Origin of the sequence: Umezawaea sp. Da 62-37 (assembly GCF_032460545.1) — a bacterium.
In the GTDB taxonomy this organism is placed as follows: Bacteria; Actinomycetota; Actinomycetes; order Mycobacteriales; family Pseudonocardiaceae; genus Umezawaea.
The window spans coordinates 3,866,638-3,883,986 of the sequence record NZ_CP135965.1 but is presented as its reverse complement, the minus strand read 5'-3'; the positions used below and the strand labels follow the sequence as shown (position 1 = coordinate 3,883,986).

The 17,349-nt window shown below is 72.4% G+C and carries 19 protein-coding genes; 12 read left to right on the top strand and 7 right to left on the bottom strand.

Going from position 1 to position 17,349, the window contains the following annotated elements; translation table 11 throughout:
• Positions 1-213: 213 nt before the first annotated feature.
• Positions 214-681: a cysteine dioxygenase gene (locus RM788_RS17210; protein WP_315932704.1), complete on the top strand. Its 468-nt coding sequence runs from the start codon at positions 214-216 to the stop codon at positions 679-681.
• Here the strand turns inward: RM788_RS17210 and RM788_RS17205 are convergent.
• Entirely contained in the window at positions 665-1,312 is a 648-nt protein-coding gene (locus tag RM788_RS17205; RefSeq protein ID WP_315932703.1) for a pyridoxamine 5'-phosphate oxidase family protein, read from the bottom strand. The two genes, RM788_RS17210 and RM788_RS17205, sit on opposite strands and share 17 nt — an antisense overlap.
• A 66-nt stretch (positions 1,313-1,378) precedes the next feature.
• Between RM788_RS17205 and RM788_RS17200 the strand changes: the two genes are divergently transcribed.
• The gene (locus RM788_RS17200; RefSeq protein ID WP_315932702.1) at positions 1,379-2,773 is read left to right on the top strand and encodes a MocR-like pyridoxine biosynthesis transcription factor PdxR; all 1,395 of its coding nucleotides are present in this window, start codon (positions 1,379-1,381) and stop codon (positions 2,771-2,773) included.
• 24 nt (positions 2,774-2,797) lie between these two features.
• Entirely contained in the window at positions 2,798-3,865 is a 1,068-nt protein-coding gene (locus RM788_RS17195) for a D-alanine--D-alanine ligase family protein (protein ID WP_315932701.1), read from the top strand.
• 7 nt (positions 3,866-3,872) lie between these two features.
• Here the strand turns inward: RM788_RS17195 and RM788_RS17190 are convergent, their stop codons facing one another.
• Both RM788_RS17190 and RM788_RS17185 read right to left on the bottom strand, forming a co-directional pair.
• The gene (locus RM788_RS17190) at positions 3,873-4,463 is read right to left on the bottom strand and encodes a DUF3515 domain-containing protein (protein WP_315932699.1); all 591 of its coding nucleotides are present in this window, start codon (positions 4,461-4,463) and stop codon (positions 3,873-3,875) included.
• Between the two features lie 20 nt (positions 4,464-4,483).
• Positions 4,484-4,717 (bottom strand): Lrp/AsnC family transcriptional regulator, encoded by a 234-nt coding sequence (locus RM788_RS17185; protein WP_315932698.1) that lies wholly within the window; start codon positions 4,715-4,717, stop codon positions 4,484-4,486.
• A 97-nt stretch (positions 4,718-4,814) separates the two neighbouring features.
• Between RM788_RS17185 and RM788_RS17180 the strand changes: the two genes are divergently transcribed.
• From RM788_RS17180 to RM788_RS17160, 5 genes are all read left to right on the top strand, one after another.
• Positions 4,815-5,780 carry a thiamine-phosphate kinase gene (locus RM788_RS17180; protein ID WP_315932697.1) on the top strand — a complete coding sequence of 322 codons (966 nt, stop codon included), beginning with the start codon at positions 4,815-4,817 and terminating at the stop codon, positions 5,778-5,780.
• A gap of 13 nt (positions 5,781-5,793) precedes the next feature.
• Positions 5,794-6,282 carry a GNAT family N-acetyltransferase gene (locus RM788_RS17175; protein ID WP_315932696.1) on the top strand — a complete coding sequence of 163 codons (489 nt, stop codon included), beginning with the start codon at positions 5,794-5,796 and terminating at the stop codon, positions 6,280-6,282.
• Between the two features lie 75 nt (positions 6,283-6,357).
• Entirely contained in the window at positions 6,358-7,257 is a 900-nt protein-coding gene (locus tag RM788_RS17170) for a hypothetical protein (protein ID WP_315932695.1), read from the top strand.
• Between the two features lie 22 nt (positions 7,258-7,279).
• Complete coding sequence (locus RM788_RS17165; protein WP_315932694.1) at positions 7,280-7,801, top strand: gamma carbonic anhydrase family protein; 522 nt, start codon at positions 7,280-7,282, stop codon at positions 7,799-7,801.
• Between the two features lie 16 nt (positions 7,802-7,817).
• Complete coding sequence (locus RM788_RS17160) at positions 7,818-8,495, top strand: uracil-DNA glycosylase (protein WP_315932693.1); 678 nt, start codon at positions 7,818-7,820, stop codon at positions 8,493-8,495.
• Positions 8,496-8,557: 62 nt separating this feature from the next.
• Here the strand turns inward: RM788_RS17160 and RM788_RS17155 are convergent, their stop codons facing one another.
• The gene (locus RM788_RS17155) at positions 8,558-9,091 is read right to left on the bottom strand and encodes a TetR/AcrR family transcriptional regulator C-terminal domain-containing protein (RefSeq protein ID WP_315932692.1); all 534 of its coding nucleotides are present in this window, start codon (positions 9,089-9,091) and stop codon (positions 8,558-8,560) included.
• 86 nt (positions 9,092-9,177) lie between these two features.
• Here RM788_RS17155 and RM788_RS17150 point away from each other — a divergent pair, with 86 nt between their 5' ends.
• Complete coding sequence (locus RM788_RS17150) at positions 9,178-10,263, top strand: FAD-dependent oxidoreductase (RefSeq protein ID WP_315932691.1); 1,086 nt, start codon at positions 9,178-9,180, stop codon at positions 10,261-10,263.
• A 9-nt stretch (positions 10,264-10,272) separates the two neighbouring features.
• Here the strand turns inward: RM788_RS17150 and RM788_RS17145 are convergent, their stop codons facing one another.
• Positions 10,273-10,587: a hypothetical protein gene (locus RM788_RS17145; protein ID WP_315932690.1), complete on the bottom strand. Its 315-nt coding sequence runs from the start codon at positions 10,585-10,587 to the stop codon at positions 10,273-10,275.
• Between the two features lie 12 nt (positions 10,588-10,599).
• Entirely contained in the window at positions 10,600-10,791 is a 192-nt protein-coding gene (rpmB, locus tag RM788_RS17140) for a 50S ribosomal protein L28 (protein WP_106188104.1), read from the bottom strand.
• A gap of 161 nt (positions 10,792-10,952) precedes the next feature.
• Between rpmB and RM788_RS17135 the strand changes: the two genes are divergently transcribed.
• The 3 genes from RM788_RS17135 to RM788_RS17125 are packed head-to-tail and all read left to right on the top strand — an operon-like array spanning position 10,953 to position 15,606.
• A complete protein-coding gene (locus RM788_RS17135) occupies positions 10,953-12,575 on the top strand; it encodes a DAK2 domain-containing protein (RefSeq protein WP_315932689.1) in 1,623 nt (540 codons plus the stop codon).
• Between the two features lie 14 nt (positions 12,576-12,589).
• On the top strand, positions 12,590-14,782 hold the full coding sequence (gene recG / locus RM788_RS17130) for an ATP-dependent DNA helicase RecG (protein ID WP_315932688.1): 2,193 nt from the start codon (positions 12,590-12,592) through the stop codon (positions 14,780-14,782).
• 17 nt (positions 14,783-14,799) lie between these two features.
• A complete protein-coding gene (locus RM788_RS17125; protein WP_315932687.1) occupies positions 14,800-15,606 on the top strand; it encodes an SCO4651 family lipoprotein in 807 nt (268 codons plus the stop codon).
• 76 nt (positions 15,607-15,682) lie between these two features.
• On the opposite strand, the gene RM788_RS17120 is transcribed toward RM788_RS17125, so the two are convergent.
• Entirely contained in the window at positions 15,683-17,173 is a 1,491-nt protein-coding gene (locus RM788_RS17120) for a coiled-coil domain-containing protein (RefSeq protein ID WP_315932686.1), read from the bottom strand.
• Positions 17,174-17,349: the final 176 nt, after the last annotated feature.

Genomic DNA, 17,349 nt, shown 5'->3' with positions numbered 1-17,349 from the left:
ACGTTCGGGATGTCCCAGGGGGTGGGATGTGGTTGAGGGAGGGGTGCGGGGCTGCGAGGATCGGCGGGTGCTGTTTCGCGCCATGATCGACGGGCGGGGTCACATCGACCTCAGCCTGGTCGCCAGCGCGCTCTGTCCTTGTCGGTGATCGTCTCGCGTCCTGCCGGTCGGTGACGACCGGTGCCGCTTTGATCCCCGAAGGACCACACCACCATGTTCGCCGTTCCGGACAACACCGTCGCCCTGCCCGAATCCCGCGCCGCGCTGCACCCCGTGCGCATCGCCCTCGGCTTCGCCGCCGACCGCGACAGCTGGCGCCACCTGCTCCGCTACGACCCCGACCGCCGGTTCGCCGCGCTCGTCGAGCGCGTGGAGGGCCAGGAGGTCTGGCTGATGGGCTGGCTGCCCGGCCAGTCGACCGACCTGCACGACCACGGCGGGTCGACCGGGGCGTTCACGCTGGTCAGCGGCTCGCTGACGGAGACCGTGGCCACCCGGCGCGCCCAGGTGCTGCACACCCTGGTGGCGGGGCAGTCGCGGGTGTTCGGGCCCGGTTACGTGCACCGCGTGCACAACGACGGGCCCGACCCGGCGGTCTCGATCCACGTCTACCGCGACGGCGGCAGGCGGATGACGCCGTTCCGCTACGACCCGGTCGACGGGCCTACCGCCGCGAGGTGACGTGCTCCGGCACGTCCTTGCCCTCGGGCAGCAGCGGGCACGGCTCGGGCGCGCCGAACGACTCGCGGATCGGCAGCACGCCCGCCCACGCGATGCCGGCCTCGACGTCGGAGTCCTCGTCGACGGGCGGCCCGGTGCGGATCTTCACCGACGCCTCGGCCAGGTCCAGCGCCAGCACGGACGTGGCGGCCAGTTCGCGCGCGGTCGGCTGCCGGGCGTGTTCCCACGATCCGGGCGACAGGTGCTCGGTCAGCACGCGCAGCGCGTGCGACTTCGCGTCGGGCTCGGTCACCGGCACGGCGGTCCCGTGCACGACGGCGCACCGGTAGTTCATCGAGTGGTCGAACACCGAGCGCGCGTAGACGATGCCGTCGAGCAGCGTCACCGCGACGCTGACCGGGACGCCCGACCCGGCCTCGCGCAACGTCCGCGCGCCGGTCGAGCCGTGCAGGTAGAGGGTGTCGCCGTCGCGGCCGTACCCGGTGGGCAGCACGACCGGGGCGCCGTCGACGACGACCGCGAGGTGGCACACCAGGCCCGCGTCGAGCACGGCGTGCAGGACTGAGCGGTCGGTCACGGCGTGGTTCTTGCCCCGCTTGACGGTGCTGCGCGGGGTGGGCGACAAGGTCATGCTGCCATCCTGGTCGAAAAAGTGGCATTCTAGAAGTACCAATCCCAAAGGATTTGGAAGTACCACTTGTCCGACACCGCGTTCCCCGTCACGCTCGACCGCACCTCGCCCGAACCGCTCGCCGTGCAGCTCGCGGACGCCATGCGCACCGCGGCGGCCGAGGGCAGGCTGCGCAGCGGCGACCGGCTGCCCTCGACCAGGGCGCTGGCCGAACGCCTCGGCGTCAGCCGCACCGTCACGGCCGCGGCCTACGAGCAGTTGCACGCCGAGGGCTGGATCGCGGGCAGGCACGGCTCCGGCACCTACGTCACCACTACCCCGCCGGGCGCGCTCAAGGGTCGCACCAGGCCCGCGACCCCGGAGCCCGTGCCCGGTGTGGTGGTCGACCTGGCGCCCGGCGCGCCGTGGGCGGGCGGGCTGGACAAGGCGGCCTGGCGCCGCGCGTGGCGGGCCGCGGCGGACACGATGCCGCTGCTGCGCCCGCAGCGCGGGGGGCTGCCGGAGTACCGCGAGGTCGTCGCCGAGCACCTGCTGAGGCACCGCGGCCTGGCCGTGCCCGGCGGGCTGCGCGACGAGCTGGTGCTGGCCACGGGTGGGACGACGGCGGCGCTGACCGAGCTGGCCGCGGCCGTGCTCAAGCCCGGTGACGCGGTCGCCGTCGAGGAGCCCGGCTACCAGCGGGCGGTCGGCGCGATCCGGGCGGCCGGGATGCGGGTCGTGCCCGCGCCGGTCGACGCCGAGGGCCTGCTCGTCGAGGGCGTGCCCAAGGGGGTGCGGGTCGTCTACTGCTCGCCCGCGCACCAGTACCCGATGGGCGGCCGGATGTCCGCGGGCCGCCGGGTCGCGCTGGTGGAGCGGGCCCGGCGCGACGGCTGGCTGATCATCGAGGACGACTACGACGGCGAGCTGCGCTACGACGTGGCCCCGCTGCCGCTGCTGGCCGCGCTCGCGCCGGACGTGGTCGTGCACCTGGGCACCACGAGCAAGATCCTCACCCCGACGCTGGGCACCGGCTGGATGGTGGCGCCCGAGTCGATCACCAGCGCCGTGCTGGCCCACCGCGACCGCACCGGCACCGGCCCCGCGCCCGCCGGGCAGCGCGTCGTCGTGGAACTCGCCCGGCACGGCGACCTCGGCAGGCACCTGCGCAAGCTGCGCCGCGAGCTGTCCGAACGGCGGGCGCTGCTGGTCGAGTCGCTGGCCGCCGCGGGCATCCCGGTGCTCGGCGACGACGCGGGCGCGCACGTCGTCGTGCTGGTGCCGACCGCCGAGGCGGAGGTCGCGCTGCTGGCCGCCGCGGAACGGCGCGGGCTGCGGCTGGACGGCCTGGCCAGGCACCACGCCGGGCGGCCGAGGGTCCACGGCGTCGCCATCGGCTACGCCGCGTGCTCCCGCGAGCAGCTGACCTCGGTGCTCCCCGTCCTCGCCGAACTGGTCATCGCCGCTGCTCCGAACGGGTAACCCGTCCGGGTAGTCTCGGGCCTCATGACACAGCGCAAGACCAGGGTCGCCGTGGTGTTCGGCGGCCGGAGCACCGAGCACACCGTCTCCTGCGTTTCCGCCGGGAGCGTGCTGCCGAACCTGGACCGGGACCGCTTCGAGGTCGTCCCCGTCGGCATCACCGCCGAGGGGGCGTGGGTGATCGGCGCGGACGACCAGGTCGCGTTGACGATCAAGGACCGCGAGATGCCGACGCTGGCCTCGCTCGTGCCCGCGGGCGGTGGCGAGCTGGTGCCCACCGAGCCGGGTGTCGTGGTCGAGGGCGTCGACGTGGTCTTCCCGCTGCTGCACGGCGCGTGGGGTGAGGACGGCACCATCCAGGGCCTGCTGGAGCTCGCCGACGTGCCCTACGTGGGGCCCGGCGTGCTGGCCAGCGCGGTCTCGATGGACAAGGAGTACACGAAGAAGCTGCTCCAGGCGGAGGGCCTGCCGGTGGGCACGTTCGAGGTGCTCAAGCGCGGCCAGGCCACGCTCACCCCGGAGCAGCGCGACCGCCTCGGCCTGCCGGTGTTCGTGAAGCCGTGCCGCGCCGGGTCGTCCGTGGGCATCTCGAAGGTCGTCGACTGGGGGCACCTGGACGACGCCATCGCGTTCGCCCGCCAGACCGACCCGAAGGTGATCATCGAGTCCGCCGTGGTCGGCCGCGAGATCGAGTGCGGCGTGCTGGAGTTCCCCGACGGCCGGGTCGAGGCGTCGCTGCCCGCCGAGCTGCGCGTGGTCGGCGGCTCGGTCGACTGGTACGACTTCGACTCGAAGTACCTCGACGACGTGTGCGAGTTCGACATCCCGGCCAAGCTCGAGGACGACCTCACCGAGCGGCTGCGCGCGATGGCGGTCACCGCGTTCCGCGCGCTGGACTGCCAGGGGCTGTCCAGGGTGGACTTCTTCGTCACCGAGTACGACGAGCTGGTGATCAACGAGATCAACACCATGCCCGGCTTCACGCCGATCTCGATGTACCCGCGGATGTGGGCGGTCACCGGGGTCGACTACCGGACCCTGCTGACCACGCTCGTCGACACCGCGATCGCGCGCGGCACCGGCCTGCGCTGACCGGTGCTCAGCCCTGAGTCGGAACGGGGCCCTTCGCGAGCGTGTCGCGGATCGTCGTCGACACGTCCTGCAGGGGTCCCGTCCCCGCGTCCTTGGGAACGGTGAGCGCGACGAACACCGGCCGGTCGACGGCGAACCAGGTCGACGACTCGTCGCCCTGCACCTCGAGCCACTGGACGTCGGAGACGACCCGCAGCTGGGCGGTCGGCGACAGCTCGTCCGGCCGGTCGAGGCCGCAGCGCAGCACGAGCGGCGAGTGCTCCGCGTCGCCCCACGCCAAAGTGCCCGCGGGCGCGGGTGCGGCGAGTTCGCGCCGCGGCAGCGTCGCACCGTCCGACACCACGCTGACCGGGAGCTTCCCCAGCAGCGTCGTGCAGTCCGGGGACTCCGCGGCGGGCGCGTTCACCGGCACGAGTGCCAGCGGGCGCGAGTTGTCGTCGGACGGCGAGGCCGGGTCGTCGGCACCCGACGTGCCGAGGACGAGTCCGACCGCCGCCACCGCGACCGCCAGCAGCACCGGGAGGCCGATGGCCACGGCGAGCAGCGGTCGGGGCAGCGACGAGACGGGCTCGGATTCGGGTGGCTGGTCCTGTGGCACTGGGCTATGACAGCACGTCGCTACAGGTGGACCACCGGGCAGGTCAGGGTCCGCGTGATCCCCTCCACGTTCTGGATGCGGGCGACCACGAGCTGGCCGAGCTGGTCGACGGTCTCGGCGTCCGCCCTGACGATCACGTCGTACGGACCGGTCACGTCCTCCGCGGTGGAAACCCCCGGAATACCGGCGATCTCCCCCGCAACGGCGGCTGCCTTCCCGACCTCGGTCTGGATGAGGATGTATGCGTGCACCACGGCGTGCCCCTTCGTCGCGACAGGTTAGGTCGGGGTAGGAACTTGACCAGCAACGTACCGCAGTTGGAGTTCCGAATGCTCAGAATGGGAGGCAATCTTGCGTCCGGACCCGCCGCAGGACGCGGACACGGTCGCTGAAGTGGGTGAGTTCGGTCTCATCCGCCGGGTGACGGCCGGTCGGACGCAGCCGCCCACCACGCTGCTCGGGCCGGGTGACGACGCAGCGGTCGTCGCCGCGCCCGACGGCCGGGTGGTCGCGTCGACCGACGTCCTCGTGGAGAACGTCCACTTCAGACTCGACTGGTCATCCCCCGAGCACGTGGGGCGGAAGGCCGCCGCGGTGAACCTCGCGGACATCGCCGCCATGGGTGCGATCCCGACCGCGCTCCTCATCGGACTGGCCTGCCCGTCGGACACGCCCGCGAGCGTGATCGACGGCATCACGGCAGGCCTGTGGCAGGAGGCGGCCGTCGCCGGGGCCGGTGTGGTCGGCGGCGACATGGTGAGCTCGGAGACACTGGTGATCTCCATTACTGCGCTCGGCGACCTCAGTGGACTGGAGCCGGTGGTCCGATCGGGAGCGCGGGTCGGCGACATCGTCGCGGTCTGCGGCAAGCTCGGCTGGGCGGCCGCCGGACTGGCCGTGCTGAGCCGGGGCTTCCGCTCCCCGGTCGCGGTCGTCGGCGCGCAGCGCACGCCCGAACCGCCGTACTCCGCGGGCCCGGAGGCCGCGGCCGCGGGCGCCACCGCGATGATCGACACCTCCGACGGCCTGCTGGCCGACCTCGGGCACATCGCGACCGCGTCCGGCGTCGGGATCGACATCCGCACCGAACTGCTGGAGGTCCACCCGAGGCTGATCGACGTCGCGTCCGCGCTCGGCGCCGACGCGCGGCACTGGGTGCTCACCGGCGGCGAGGACCACGCGCTCGCCGCGACGTTCCCCGACGCCGCCGCCGTGCCGGAGGGGTGGCGGATGATCGGCGCGGTGCGCCCCGGCGACGGTGTGACGGTCGACGGCCGCGTGTACGAAAAACCCCCTGGCTGGGAGCACTGGCGCTAGGTACCTTCCAGGCATGGAACTATGCACGGTCCTGTATGACCATCCGGACGCGGTCAAGCTGATCACCGCGGTGCAGCAGGTCTACGTGGAGCGCTACGGCGACGAGGACGTCACCCCCGTCGCCCCGGCGGAGTTCGCCGCGCCGCGCGGCTACTTCGTGGTCGGCTACCTCGACGGCGTGCCCGTGGCGTGCGGCGGCTGGCGCGCCCACGACGGCGAACCCGAATCCCCGCTGGTCGCGGGGGACGCCGAGATCAAGCGCATGTACGTGGTCGACTCCGCCCGCGGCCGGGGCCTGGCCAGGGCGGTGCTCGCGGACCTGGAGCGCTCGGCGCTCGCCGCCGGGCGCACCCGCATGGTCCTGGAGACCGGCGCCGTCCAGCCCGAGGCCATCGCGCTCTACGGGAGCAGCGGGTACGAGCGGATGCCCAACTTCGGCACCTACCGCGAGCACCCGGACAGCCTCTGCTTCGCGAAGTCCCTGCCCGCCACCGGCGGCTGACCACCCGGTCGGCCTCTGCTCCGCGCGGGGCGTCGGCGGTAGTTTGGGCTCTCGATCTTCGGGGGGAGAACCGCGGTGGCCTGGCCCGATCGCCCCCTGGTGCTCAGCGAGCGGACCCTGCGGCGCGGCTGGGAGACCGGCTGGGCCGTGGTGGTCCCGGTGGTCGTCGGCGCGCTGACCTGGTTCGGCAGCCGCAGCGCGTGGCTGGCGCTGCTCACCGGAGTCGTGTTCGGCGTGCTGTTCTGGCTGATCGCGCGGCCGGGGTTCGTGCAACCGCCGGGCAAGCCCGTGCTCTCCCCGGACCAGACCGCGCCCGCGCCCGTCGAACCGGTGTGGGCGCAGGTCCGCTGGCTCTCCTCGCCGCGGCTGCCGCGCGTGGTGCCGGTGGTCGCGCTGGCGGCCGAACGCGGCGGCTCGGTGCGGCGGGTGTTCCGGGTGGCCTCCGGCGACGCGCCCGGCCAGCTGCGCGCCGACGGCATCCCGTTCGCCGCCGAACTGGTCTCCGCGCGGCCGCCGCTGCTGCGCGTCCGGGGCGTGGACCTGGTGGCGCTGCGGCAGGAGCACCCGGCGGGCACCTCGGCGCTCGTCGACCCGGACTACGCCGAACCGCCGCACCCGCCCACGACCGCGCCGCTCGTCCAGTGGTGGCAGCGGTTCTACGCCCGCCGCGCCCGCGCGCTGCTCGCCGCCGGTCCGCAGTGGATCGCGGTCCGGCTGGTGCCCGCGCCGACCGGCCCGACCACGCCGTGGGTCGTCGTGCGGCCCAGCGACGGCCACGTGCTCACCCGCCAGTACCTGCCGCGCGCCCTGACCGGCGTGCCCGCCGGGCCGCACAGCGCGCTGCTCGGCGTGCCGCGCGGGTCCGCCGTGCTCGACGAGAACGAGGCGGGTGACCCGGTGGACGGCGTGCTCTACGGTCATGGCTGGTCGAACCCGGTGCTGTCGCGTGGAATCCGCGTCCGGCACGTGGGCTGATCCACCCCGCAGAGGAGGACGCGTGGCCATCTACGCGCTGGGCGAGTACGAACCGGAGATCCACCCCGAGGCGTACGTGCACCCCGACGCCACCGTGATCGGTGACGTCCGCATCGCCGCGTACGCGTCGGTGTGGCCGCAAGCCGTGCTGCGCGGCGACTACGGGCGCATCGAGATCGGCGCGCGCACCAGCGTGCAGGACGGCACCGTCATCCACTGCACGGAGGTGCACCCCACGCAGATCGGGGAGGAGTGCGTCATCGGGCACAACGTCCACATCGAAGGCGCCACCATCGCCGACCGCTGCCTCATCGCCTCCGGGTCGGTGGTGCTGAACGGCGCCGTCGTCGAGGAGGGCGCGATCGTCGGCGCGGGCGCCGTGGTCTCGTTCGAGGGGCACGTCCCCGCCCGGTCGATGGCGCTGGGCGTGCCCGCGAAGGTCCGACCCGGCCACGTCGTGCCGGAACGCGCCTGGCAGTTCGCGGTGGACAAGTACGTCGCCAACATCGCCTTGTACCGCAAGGAACTGCGTCGACTCGACTGAGATAGGGTCACCCGCTGTGGCTGGACGTCCCTTGAACGAGATCGTGGAAACCGGATGGGCTGAAGCCCTCGCCCCCGTTTCCGACCGCATCGCCGAGATGGGCGAGTTCCTGCGAACAGAGGTCGCCGCGGGACGCACGTACCTGCCCGCGGGCGAGAACGTGCTGCGCGCCTTCAAGCAGCCGTTCCACAGCGTGCGCGCGCTCATCGTCGGCCAGGACCCGTACCCGACACCGGGCCACGCCGTCGGCCTGAGCTTCTCGGTGTCCCCGGAGACGAGGCCCATCCCCAAGAGCCTGGTCAACATCTACAAGGAGTACGTCGAGGACCTCGGCTACCCCATGCCCACCAACGGCGACCTGACCCCGTGGACCGAGCAGGGCGTCCTCCTGCTCAACAGGTCCCTCACGGTCGAGCCGGGCAAGTCCAACGCCCACCAGGGCAAGGGCTGGGAAGACGTCACGGAACAGGCCATCCGCGCCCTCGCGGCCCGCGAGGAACCCATGGTCGCGATCCTGTGGGGCCGCAACGCCCGCAACCTCCGCCCCCTCCTCGACCCCATCCCGTGCATCGAATCCGCCCACCCCAGCCCGCTCTCGGCGCACGCCGGGTTCTTCGGGTCGAAGCCGTTCAGCCGGGCGAACGAGCTGCTGGAGAAGCAGGGCGCGGAACCGATCAACTGGAAGCTGCCGTAGTCCGAATCCCTCCCCGGAGGCCTTTCCGCATTCGTGCGGGAAGGCCTCTTTCTTTTTCGGGCTCAGAACGCCGTCCGGACTCCCGCGATGATCAACCCCAACCCAGCCTCGAACTCCCGGTCCAACTGCTCACGCGGCACGCGGCCCGTCTTGCGCGCCTGCTCCTCGATGGTGAACCCGTTGACGTAGGCGAACACGGTGTCGGTCGCCAGCGCGGCGATCTCAGGGGGCGCGCCTCCGTGGACCAGCACCCCGATGGTGCCCGCGAACTGGGCGGCGGCCTCCGGGCCCGGTGTCGACATCGTGGCGACCAGCCGGGCGCCGTCGCGGCGGGTCAGCATGGCGGAGCGCATGCCGATCGCCATGGCGGTCAGGCGGTCCGCCCAGTCGCCCTCCGGCAACGACCGCGTCGGGCCGCCGGTGGCGATGGCGTCGACCATGGCGTCGAGCAGGGCGCGTTTGCTGGTGAAGTGCCGGTACAGGGCTCCCACCTGCACGCCCAGTCGGTCGGCCAGCTTGCGGGTGGTGAGGTCGTCCAGGCCCACCTCGTCGAGCAGGTCCAACGCGGCCTGCAGCACTTCGTCCCGCCGTGACATGCGGACAGCTTGCCATCCGCCGTTTCCGGTGTAGCGTGAACAATGTTCACGTGAACTAAGTTCACTTCGATCTTGGGGAGAACGTCGTGCGAGTGGTTGTCATCGGAGCGGGACTCGGCGGGCTGTGCCTGGCACAGGGACTGAAGAAGGCCGGTGTGGACGTTCGGGTCCACGAACGGGACAGCGGGGTGGAGGCGCGGTTCCAGGGCTACCGGATCGGGCTGGGAGGACTGGGCTGGGAGTCGATGAAGGCGTGCCTGCCCGAACGCCTGCACCCGCTGCTGGATGCCACCAGCGGCGAGCTGAGCGGACCCGGCAGGCTGCTCGACCCGCGGCTGAACCAGGTCGGCCTGGACGACGACGAGCCGCTGGCGCGGTCGATGGAGGCGAACCTGGTCGACCGGCACGTCCTGCGCCACCTGCTGCTCACCGACCTCGACACCACCTTCGGCAGCCGCCTCACCGGGTACACCGAAGGTGGGAGCACCGTCCGCGCGGCGTTCGCGGACGGCACCGAGGTCGATTGCGACGTGCTCGTGGGCGCCGACGGCATCGGCTCGGCCGTGCGGCGGCAGCTCATCGGACCCGCCGTCCGCGAGTCGACCGGCGTCCGGGGCGTGATCGGCCGCACGCCGCTGGAGGACCGCTTCGCCGCGCTGGTGCCGGGGCGCGGGACGGTGGTCACCGACGGCGATCGCCAGCTGTTCCTGGGCAAGATGCCGTTCCGGCGGCCACCGCGCGAGGCCGCCGCCGAGTTGGCACCGGACGTGCGGCTGCCCGACGTCCGCAGCTACCTGCGGTGGGTGATGATGCTGCCGCCGTCGGCCGACACCTGGGACCTGCCCGCCGACTGGCACCCCTTGCTGCACGACCTGGTCGGCTCCGCGGACCCGGACAACACCGCCATGGGCACGCTGGAGTACGTGGCGCCCGCGGACCCGTGGCCGACGGGCCGCGTGACGCTGCTCGGCGACGCGGTCCACCCGATGCTGCCCGCCGGCGGGATGGGCGGGAACTGCGCGCTGATCGACGCGCGGCGGTTGTGCGAGACGCTGCTCGGCGATGGGGATCTGGCGGCGTACGAACAGGAGATGCTCGCGGCGACCCGGCCGCTGGTGCTGTCCAGCAAGGCCATGCTCGACCGGTTTCGCGCTCTGAGCGTCGAGCGCTGACCCTGGCGGTCAGCGGCGGGCGCTGCGGAGGGAACGGGATCTGCTGCTGGTGTGCCGCATGACGGTGTCGGCGTTCGGGACCTCGGTGACGCTCATCGTCTTGCTCCCGCACGCCCAGCGGATCAGCCCGCTCGCGGTCTCCGGTGTGCTGGTGGCGGTGCGGGCCGTGCGGGACCCGTGTGGTGAGTCCGTCGAACGTGCCGGGTCCAGTGCGATGACGGGGCTGAGGTTCGTGCTGACGGGTCGGGTGCGGACACCGGACGCCTTGCGCGGCAGGGTGGTGAAAAGAAGGAAGCCCGGACGCCAAGGCGTCCGGGCTTCCATCACGGGGCTTGATCAGCCGCGCACAACCTTGCCCGCCTTGATGCAGGAGGTGCACACGTTCAGCCGCTGGCGCTGCGAGGAGGAAACCTTCGCGCGCACGGACTGGATGTTCGGGTTCCACCGGCGGTTGGTCTTCCGGTGTGAGTGCGAGACAGAATGGCCGAAGCCCGGCCCCTTGTTACAGACGTCGCACACGGCAGCCACGTCAGCCACTCCTTAGGGTTGCTCATTTCGTACTCACGCCCCGGCGGGCGCGCAAGCGTGCACAAGCCTCAGCCGGGCATGGCAACAACGATGAGGGTAACCGGTGTGCGGTCCCGCGACCAAACTGGGGGCCTGTCGGGCCGGGTGGATACGCTCCCGCCATGCAGGTCCTCGATGCCGGAGCGGTGCGCCAGTGGGCGGACGCGTGCGTGCGGTCCCTGGACGCGAACCGCGAGGCGATCGACCGCATCAACGTCTACCCGGTGCCCGACGGCGACACGGGCACGAACCTGCTGCAGACCATGAGGTCCGCGCTGGACGCGCTGCTGCGCGCGCCGGCGGGCACGCGGGACGAGGCGGGCACGTCGTTCGCGGCGCTGGCCAGGGGGGCGCTGGCGGGCGCGCGGGGCAACTCCGGGGTGATCCTGTCCCAGGTGCTGCGCGGGCTCGCGGAGACGGTGCAGGGCGCTTCCACGATGACGGGCGGCGCGCTGCGGCTGGCACTGCACCGGGCCGACGTGCTGGCGACCGCGGCGGTGTCGAAGCCCGTGGCGGGCACCGTGCTGTCGGTCCTGCACGCCGCCGCCGAGGCCGCGGGCGACGGGCCGGACGACCTGGAGCACGTCATCACGTCGGCGGCGAAGGCCGGGGCCGACGCGCTCGCCGACACCCCGCGCCAGCTGGCCGTTCTCGCGAAGGCCGGTGTCGTGGACGCGGGCGGGCGCGGGCTCCTGGTGCTCTTGGACGCACTCGCGGCGGTCATCACCGGCCGCGAGGAGGTGACCGAGGTCGTCCCGGTGCTGCCCAGGACGCCCGAATCGCTCACCACCGGCCGCGAGGCGGGCTCCGCCGAGTTCGAGTACGAGGTCATGTACCTGCTCGACGGCGTGACCGAGGACGGCGTGGACCACCTGCGCGCCGCGCTCGGCGGTCTCGGCGACTGCGTGTCGGTGGTCGGCGACGGCGTCGAGCTGTGGACCGTCCACGTGCACTGCAACGACATCGGCGCGGCCGTCGAGGCGGGCATCGGCGTCGGCCGGCCGCACCGGATCACCGTGGCCAGGTTCGCCGACCAGATCGCCGCCCAGGCCTCCAGGTTCGTCCGCGACCGCGCGGTGGTCGTGCTGGTCAGCGGCCAGGGCGCGGCCGAGCTGTTCCGCGCCGAGGGCGCCGTCGTGGTCGACCTGGCCGCCGCGGAGTCCCTGACGCCCGCCGACCTGCTGGCCGTCCTCGTCAGCACCCGCGCCAGGCAGGTGACCGTCCTGCCCGGCACGTCCGACCTGCGCCCGCACCTCGACGAGGCGGTCGCCCAGGCCGTCGCGGCTGGCCAGGACGTCGTGGTCGTGCCGACCGCTTCCCCGGTGCAGGTGCTCGCCGCCATCGCCGTGCACGACCCGTCCCGCAGGCCCGGTGACGACGTGGTCGCCATGGCCGAGGCCGCCGCCGCCACCCGCCGCGGCGAACTCGCCGTGTCCGACCGCGAGGGCATCACCTGGGTGGGCCGCGTCGAGCAGGGCGACCTGCTCGGCCTGCTCGACGGCGAGGTCGTCCTCATCGAACCCGGCCCCGCCTCCGCCGACACCGTCGGCGACCTCGCGTGCCGCCTGGTCGACCGCATGCTCGGCGGCGGCGGCGAACTGGTCACCGCCGTCCTCGGCGCCGACGCCCCCGCGGACCTCCCGGACCTGCTCGAAGGCCACCTCCGGCTGAGCCACCCCGAGGTGGAGCTGACCGTCTACCCCGGCGGCCAGCCGGGTTCGATCATCTTTGTCGGTGTCGAGTAGTTGAATGGGCGGCGATGACCACCTTTGACGAGAAGCTGGTGTCGGTGCTCGGCAAGAAGAGCGCCGACGCGCTGGAGGCCGGGCTCGGCCTGCTCACGGTCGGCGACCTGCTGCGGCACTACCCGCGCCGGTACGACGAGCGCGGCAAGCTGACCGAGATCGCGAGCCTGGAACTGGGCGAGCACGTGACCGTGCAGGCCAAGGTCAAGACGGGCAAGAAGCGCGCGATGAAGAACCGGCGCGGCTACATGTTCGAGGCGACCATCACCGACGGCACGAACGAGCTGCAGCTGGTGTTCTTCGGCGCGCCCGCGCACGCCGCCGAGACCGAGCTGCTGCCGGGTCGGCAGGCCATGTTCGCGGGCAAGGTCGGCCGGTTCAACAACAAGCTCCAGCTCGCGCACCCGGACTTCGAGGTCCTCAAGGACGAGGCGCCGGAGTCGTCGGCCGACCGCTTCGCCCAGGCGTTCATCCCGGTCTACCCGGCCGCGCAGGGCATCCAGTCGTGGAACATCGTCAACTGCGTCAAGCAGGTCCTCGACATCTGGGACGGCGTCCCGGAGGCGGCCGACCCGCTCCCCGAGCACCTGCGCAAGGCCCGCTCGTTGATGCCGCTCGAAAATGCGCTGCGCGCCATCCACCGCCCGGACAGCTGGGCGATGATCACGTTGGCGCAGCAGCGGTTGAAGTGGGACGAGGCCATGGCCGTCCAGCTCGCCCTCGCGCAGCGCAGGCAGTCCGCGGGCGCCCGCCCCGCCCCCGCGTGCCCGAAGCGGCCGGACGAGATCCTCGACGCCTTCGACGCCCGGCTGCCGTTCACGCTCACCAAGGGGCAGCGGGAGATCGGCGACCAGATCGCCCACGACGTGTCCGGCGTGCACCCGATGAACCGCCTCCTGCAAGGGGAGGTCGGGTCCGGGAAGACGATGGTCGCTTTGCGCGCAATGTTGCAGGTCGTCGACGCCGGTCGCCAAGCCGCGATGCTGGCGCCCACGGAGGTGCTCGCGGCGCAGCACGCGCGGTCGTTGAACGAGATGCTGGGCGACCTCGCGCAGGCCGGGCAGCTCGGCGGGGCTGAGCACGCGACGCGGTTGACGCTGCTGACGGGTTCGATGAACGCGCCGCAGCGGAAGAAGGCGATGCTGGAGATCGTGTCCGGCGAGGCCGGGATCGTGGTGGGGACGCACGCGCTGATCCAGGACAAGGTGACGTTCGCCGATCTCGGGCTGGTCGTGGTGGATGAGCAGCACCGGTTCGGCGTGGAGCAGCGGGACGCGCTGCGCGGGAGGGCGCGGGAGGGCGCGTCGCCGCACGTGCTGGTGATGACGGCGACGCCGATCCCGCGCACCGTGGCGATGACGGTGTACGGCGACCTGACCGTGTCCGCGCTGCGCGAGCTGCCGCAGGGGCGGTCGCCGATCAGCACGTCGCTGGTGCCGCTGGCGGAGAAGCCGCAGTGGCTCTCGCGGGCGTGGCAGCGCATCCACGAGGAGGTCGCCAAGGGCCACCAGGTGTACGTGGTGTGCCCGCGGATCGGCGACGGCGAGAACGAGGACGGGCCGGAGCCGCCGAAGGAGGACGCGTCCGACCGGCGGCCGCCGCTGGCGGTGGTGGACGTGGCCAACCGGCTGTCCGAGGGGCCGCTGCGGGGGCTGCGGATCGAGATCCTGCACGGCAGGCTGCCCGCGGACGACAAGGACGCGGTGATGCGCTCGTTCGCCGCGAACGAGGTCCAGGTGCTGGTCGCGACGACGGTGATCGAGGTCGGCGTGAACGTGCCGAACGCGACCGTCATGGTGATCATGGACGCGGACCGGTTCGGCGTGAGCCAGCTGCACCAGCTGCGCGGCCGCGTCGGGCGTGGCAGCGCGCCGGGGCTGTGCCTGCTGGTGACGGAGATGCCGGACGGCACGTCGACGATGGAACGGCTCCGCGCCGTGGAGTCCACTTTGGACGGGTTCGAACTCGCTCAGCTGGACCTGGAGCTGCGGCGGGAGGGGGACATCCTCGGCGCCGCGCAGTCCGGCAGCCGGTCGGGGCTGAAGATGCTGTCGCTGCTGCGGGACGAGGAGGTGATCAGGGAGGCGCGCGTCGAGGCGCAGCAGGTCGTCGAGGCGGACCCGGACCTGACCGCGCACCCCGGTCTCGCGGGGCTGGTCGCGGGCCTGTTGGACGAGGAGCGGGCCGAGTACCTGGAGAAGGCCTGAGCTAGCATCGCCTCCTTGTGCGCCGTCGACTGCTAGCCGCCATCCCGCTCGCGCTGCTCGTCGCCTGCGGGTCGACCCCGCCGCCCCCGGCCCCGACCACCTCGCAGGTGAAGGGCGAGCTGGCGGTGCTGGCCGAGCGCATCGCGCAGCGCCGGGCCGAGCTGAAGACGGCGAGGTTCCACACCGACGGCTTCGCCTCCGACGGCGGCGCGACCGAGGTGCGCAACACCGCCGACGGCGCGATCAGCCAGACCGCGGACGGCGTGCTCGGCGCGTTCACGATGGGCGTCGACACCGGCGGCGCGGCCCGCAAGATCGACCTCGTGGTGCTCAAGGACGCCCTGTACGCGCACCTCGACGGCGCCGCGATGCCCGCGGGCAAGAAGTGGGCGCAGTACACTGAGGCGAACGCGGGCGAGATCTCCGGGCTCCTGCGCGGTTTCGGCCCGAGTTCCATGGCGGGCGCCGAACTCGACTACCTCGAGCCGACCGCCGCGCTGGTGCTGCGCAAGGCTTCCGAGCAGCTCGACGGCACCCCGGTGACCCGCTACGACATCGCCGTCGACACGGTGAAGATCGCCAAGCTGCTCGACGACCCGGACATCCAGCTCCAGCACACGCAGCTCGCCGAGTACGGCGTCACCATCACCGCGTTCGCCTGGGTCGACGACACCGGCCTCCCGCTCAAGGCCGAGTACCGCTTCGAGCAGGACGGCAAGGTCGTCAAGAGCTCGACCACCCGCTTCACCGACTGGGGCACCCCGGTCGACGTCGCCGCACCGCCCACCGCGGAGACCGTCCCGGCGGACCAGCTGCCCGAGTAGTCGGGGACGGCCGCGTGTTCCAAGGCCTGCCGCGGGCAGCTCGCGGTGGATCGACCGCGAGCCGCCCGCGGGTCGCTCAGGAGTTCTTCGGCTTCTTCTGGATCGGCAGCTTCGCGGTGGGGGAGTCGGGGTCGACGCCCTTGGGAGCGGACTGCGCGGGCTTGGCCGGTCCGGCAGGCCTGCCCGCCGGGGGACGCGGACCCGGAGCCTGACTCGCCCCGGCCGCCGGGGCCGCCGACTCCGAACCCCTGTTCACGGGCCTGGCCGGGGCCGCACCCGACGCGGGAGCCGCGGGCTTGCCCGCACCCGGCCCCGAAGCGACCGGCCCTGAGGCACCCGGACCCGAAGCGCTCGGCCCCGAAGCCGCCGGACCCGAAGCGCTCGGCCCCGAAGCCGCCGGACCCGCACCCGAGCCGGGAACCGACCCCGAGCCGGACGTCTGCGGGTCCTCCGGCAGCGGCCCCAGCACCGACACGGCCTGGAGCACCGCCGCCTGCGCCGCGGCGAACTGCTCGGTCAACGTCCGGTGCATCGTCCGCAACGCCGTCACCCGGTCGTTCGCCTCGGTGACCCGCCTCCCGGCGTGCTCGTCGGCGTCCTTGACCGTCTTCTCCGCCTTCGCCGTGGCCGACGTGGTCAGCACCTCGACCTTCGCCAGCGCCTCCGACTCCAGCTCGGCCAGCAGCTTCTCCGACTCGGCCTTCTTCGCCGCCAGCGAGTCGGCCAGCGACTTCTCCGCCGCGACCTTCTTCGCCTCGGACTCGGCGGCGATCTTCTCCGCCGCCACCTTCGCCGTCACGACCAGCTGCTCGTGCTCCTTCTGGAGCTTCGTGCGCAGCTCGTCGTACTCCTTGTCCAGCTCGTCGTGGTACTTCGAGTACTTCTGCTCCAGCGCGACCCGGTTCTTCTCCAGGTCGGCGGCCTTGGCGTCGTACTCGGTCGTCACGCGCTCGGTCTCGGCGCGGTTCTCCGCCACGAGGGCGTTGTGCTCGGCGGTGAGCTTGGCGCGCAGTTCCTGCTGCTCGGCGGTGAGCTTGGTGCGGAGCTCCTGGTGCTCGGCCTCCAGCTCGGCCTTGCGCTGCTCGAACTTCTGGTCGAGGTCGATGCGGTGCTGCTGGTGCTGGGCTTCGAGCTGCCTGCGCCGGTCCTCGGTCTCGCCGTGCTTGCGCTGGTGCAGCGCCTTCTGCTCGGCGGCGAACCGGTCGGCCTCGGAGCGGGTGGCGTTCGCGTGGTCGACGGCCGCCTTGCGGATGTCGGCGATCTCCTCCTCGGCGAGCCCCATCATGATGCGGACGCGCTCGGTGACGTTGGAGGCGCTGATGGGGCTGTTCGCGAGGCTGGTCAGCTGGGTCTTGACCTTCTCCAGCTCGGCTCTCGTGCCCGCGACGACCTTCGACAGCTCCGCCACCTGGGCGGCGGCGGCGTCACGACTGCGGTTGGCGTTCTTGAGGTCGAACTCCAACCGGGTGACGCGTTCGTTGACCTGCCGCTGGTTGTACCCACGCAGGACGACGTCGAAGTGAGCTGTGCGGGCAGCTGTCTGCCCATTCCCATCGGGCGCGGCCATATGGGCAACACTACCGAGGTTTCCGACCTCTTTGTTATCCGATGCGGTGAACGACACCGCGTTGGCGCGACCCATCGGACCTTCGGATGGGTACCGCCGTGAAGAGGGTCGCACCTACTGCATTCGACGCAACCTCCACCGTTCCCGGTGACTGGTGGTAACGGATGTGTGATCAA

Excerpts from the sequence above, each read along its gene's own strand:
- RM788_RS17210 (WP_315932704.1), top strand. The coding sequence starts at position 214 with ATGTTCGCCGTTCCGGACAACACCGTCGCCCTGCCCGAATCCCGCGCC.
- RM788_RS17205 (WP_315932703.1), bottom strand. The coding sequence starts at position 1,312 with ATGACCTTGTCGCCCACCCCGCGCAGCACCGTCAAGCGGGGCAAGAAC.
- RM788_RS17195 (WP_315932701.1), top strand. The coding sequence starts at position 2,798 with ATGACACAGCGCAAGACCAGGGTCGCCGTGGTGTTCGGCGGCCGGAGC.
- RM788_RS17175 (WP_315932696.1), top strand. The coding sequence starts at position 5,794 with ATGGAACTATGCACGGTCCTGTATGACCATCCGGACGCGGTCAAGCTG.
- RM788_RS17155 (WP_315932692.1), bottom strand. The coding sequence starts at position 9,091 with ATGTCACGGCGGGACGAAGTGCTGCAGGCCGCGTTGGACCTGCTCGAC.
- RM788_RS17145 (WP_315932690.1), bottom strand. The coding sequence starts at position 10,587 with ATGGAAGCCCGGACGCCTTGGCGTCCGGGCTTCCTTCTTTTCACCACC.
- RM788_RS17135 (WP_315932689.1), top strand. The coding sequence starts at position 10,953 with ATGCAGGTCCTCGATGCCGGAGCGGTGCGCCAGTGGGCGGACGCGTGC.
- recG (WP_315932688.1), top strand. The coding sequence starts at position 12,590 with ATGACCACCTTTGACGAGAAGCTGGTGTCGGTGCTCGGCAAGAAGAGC.
- RM788_RS17120 (WP_315932686.1), bottom strand. The coding sequence starts at position 17,173 with ATGGCCGCGCCCGATGGGAATGGGCAGACAGCTGCCCGCACAGCTCAC.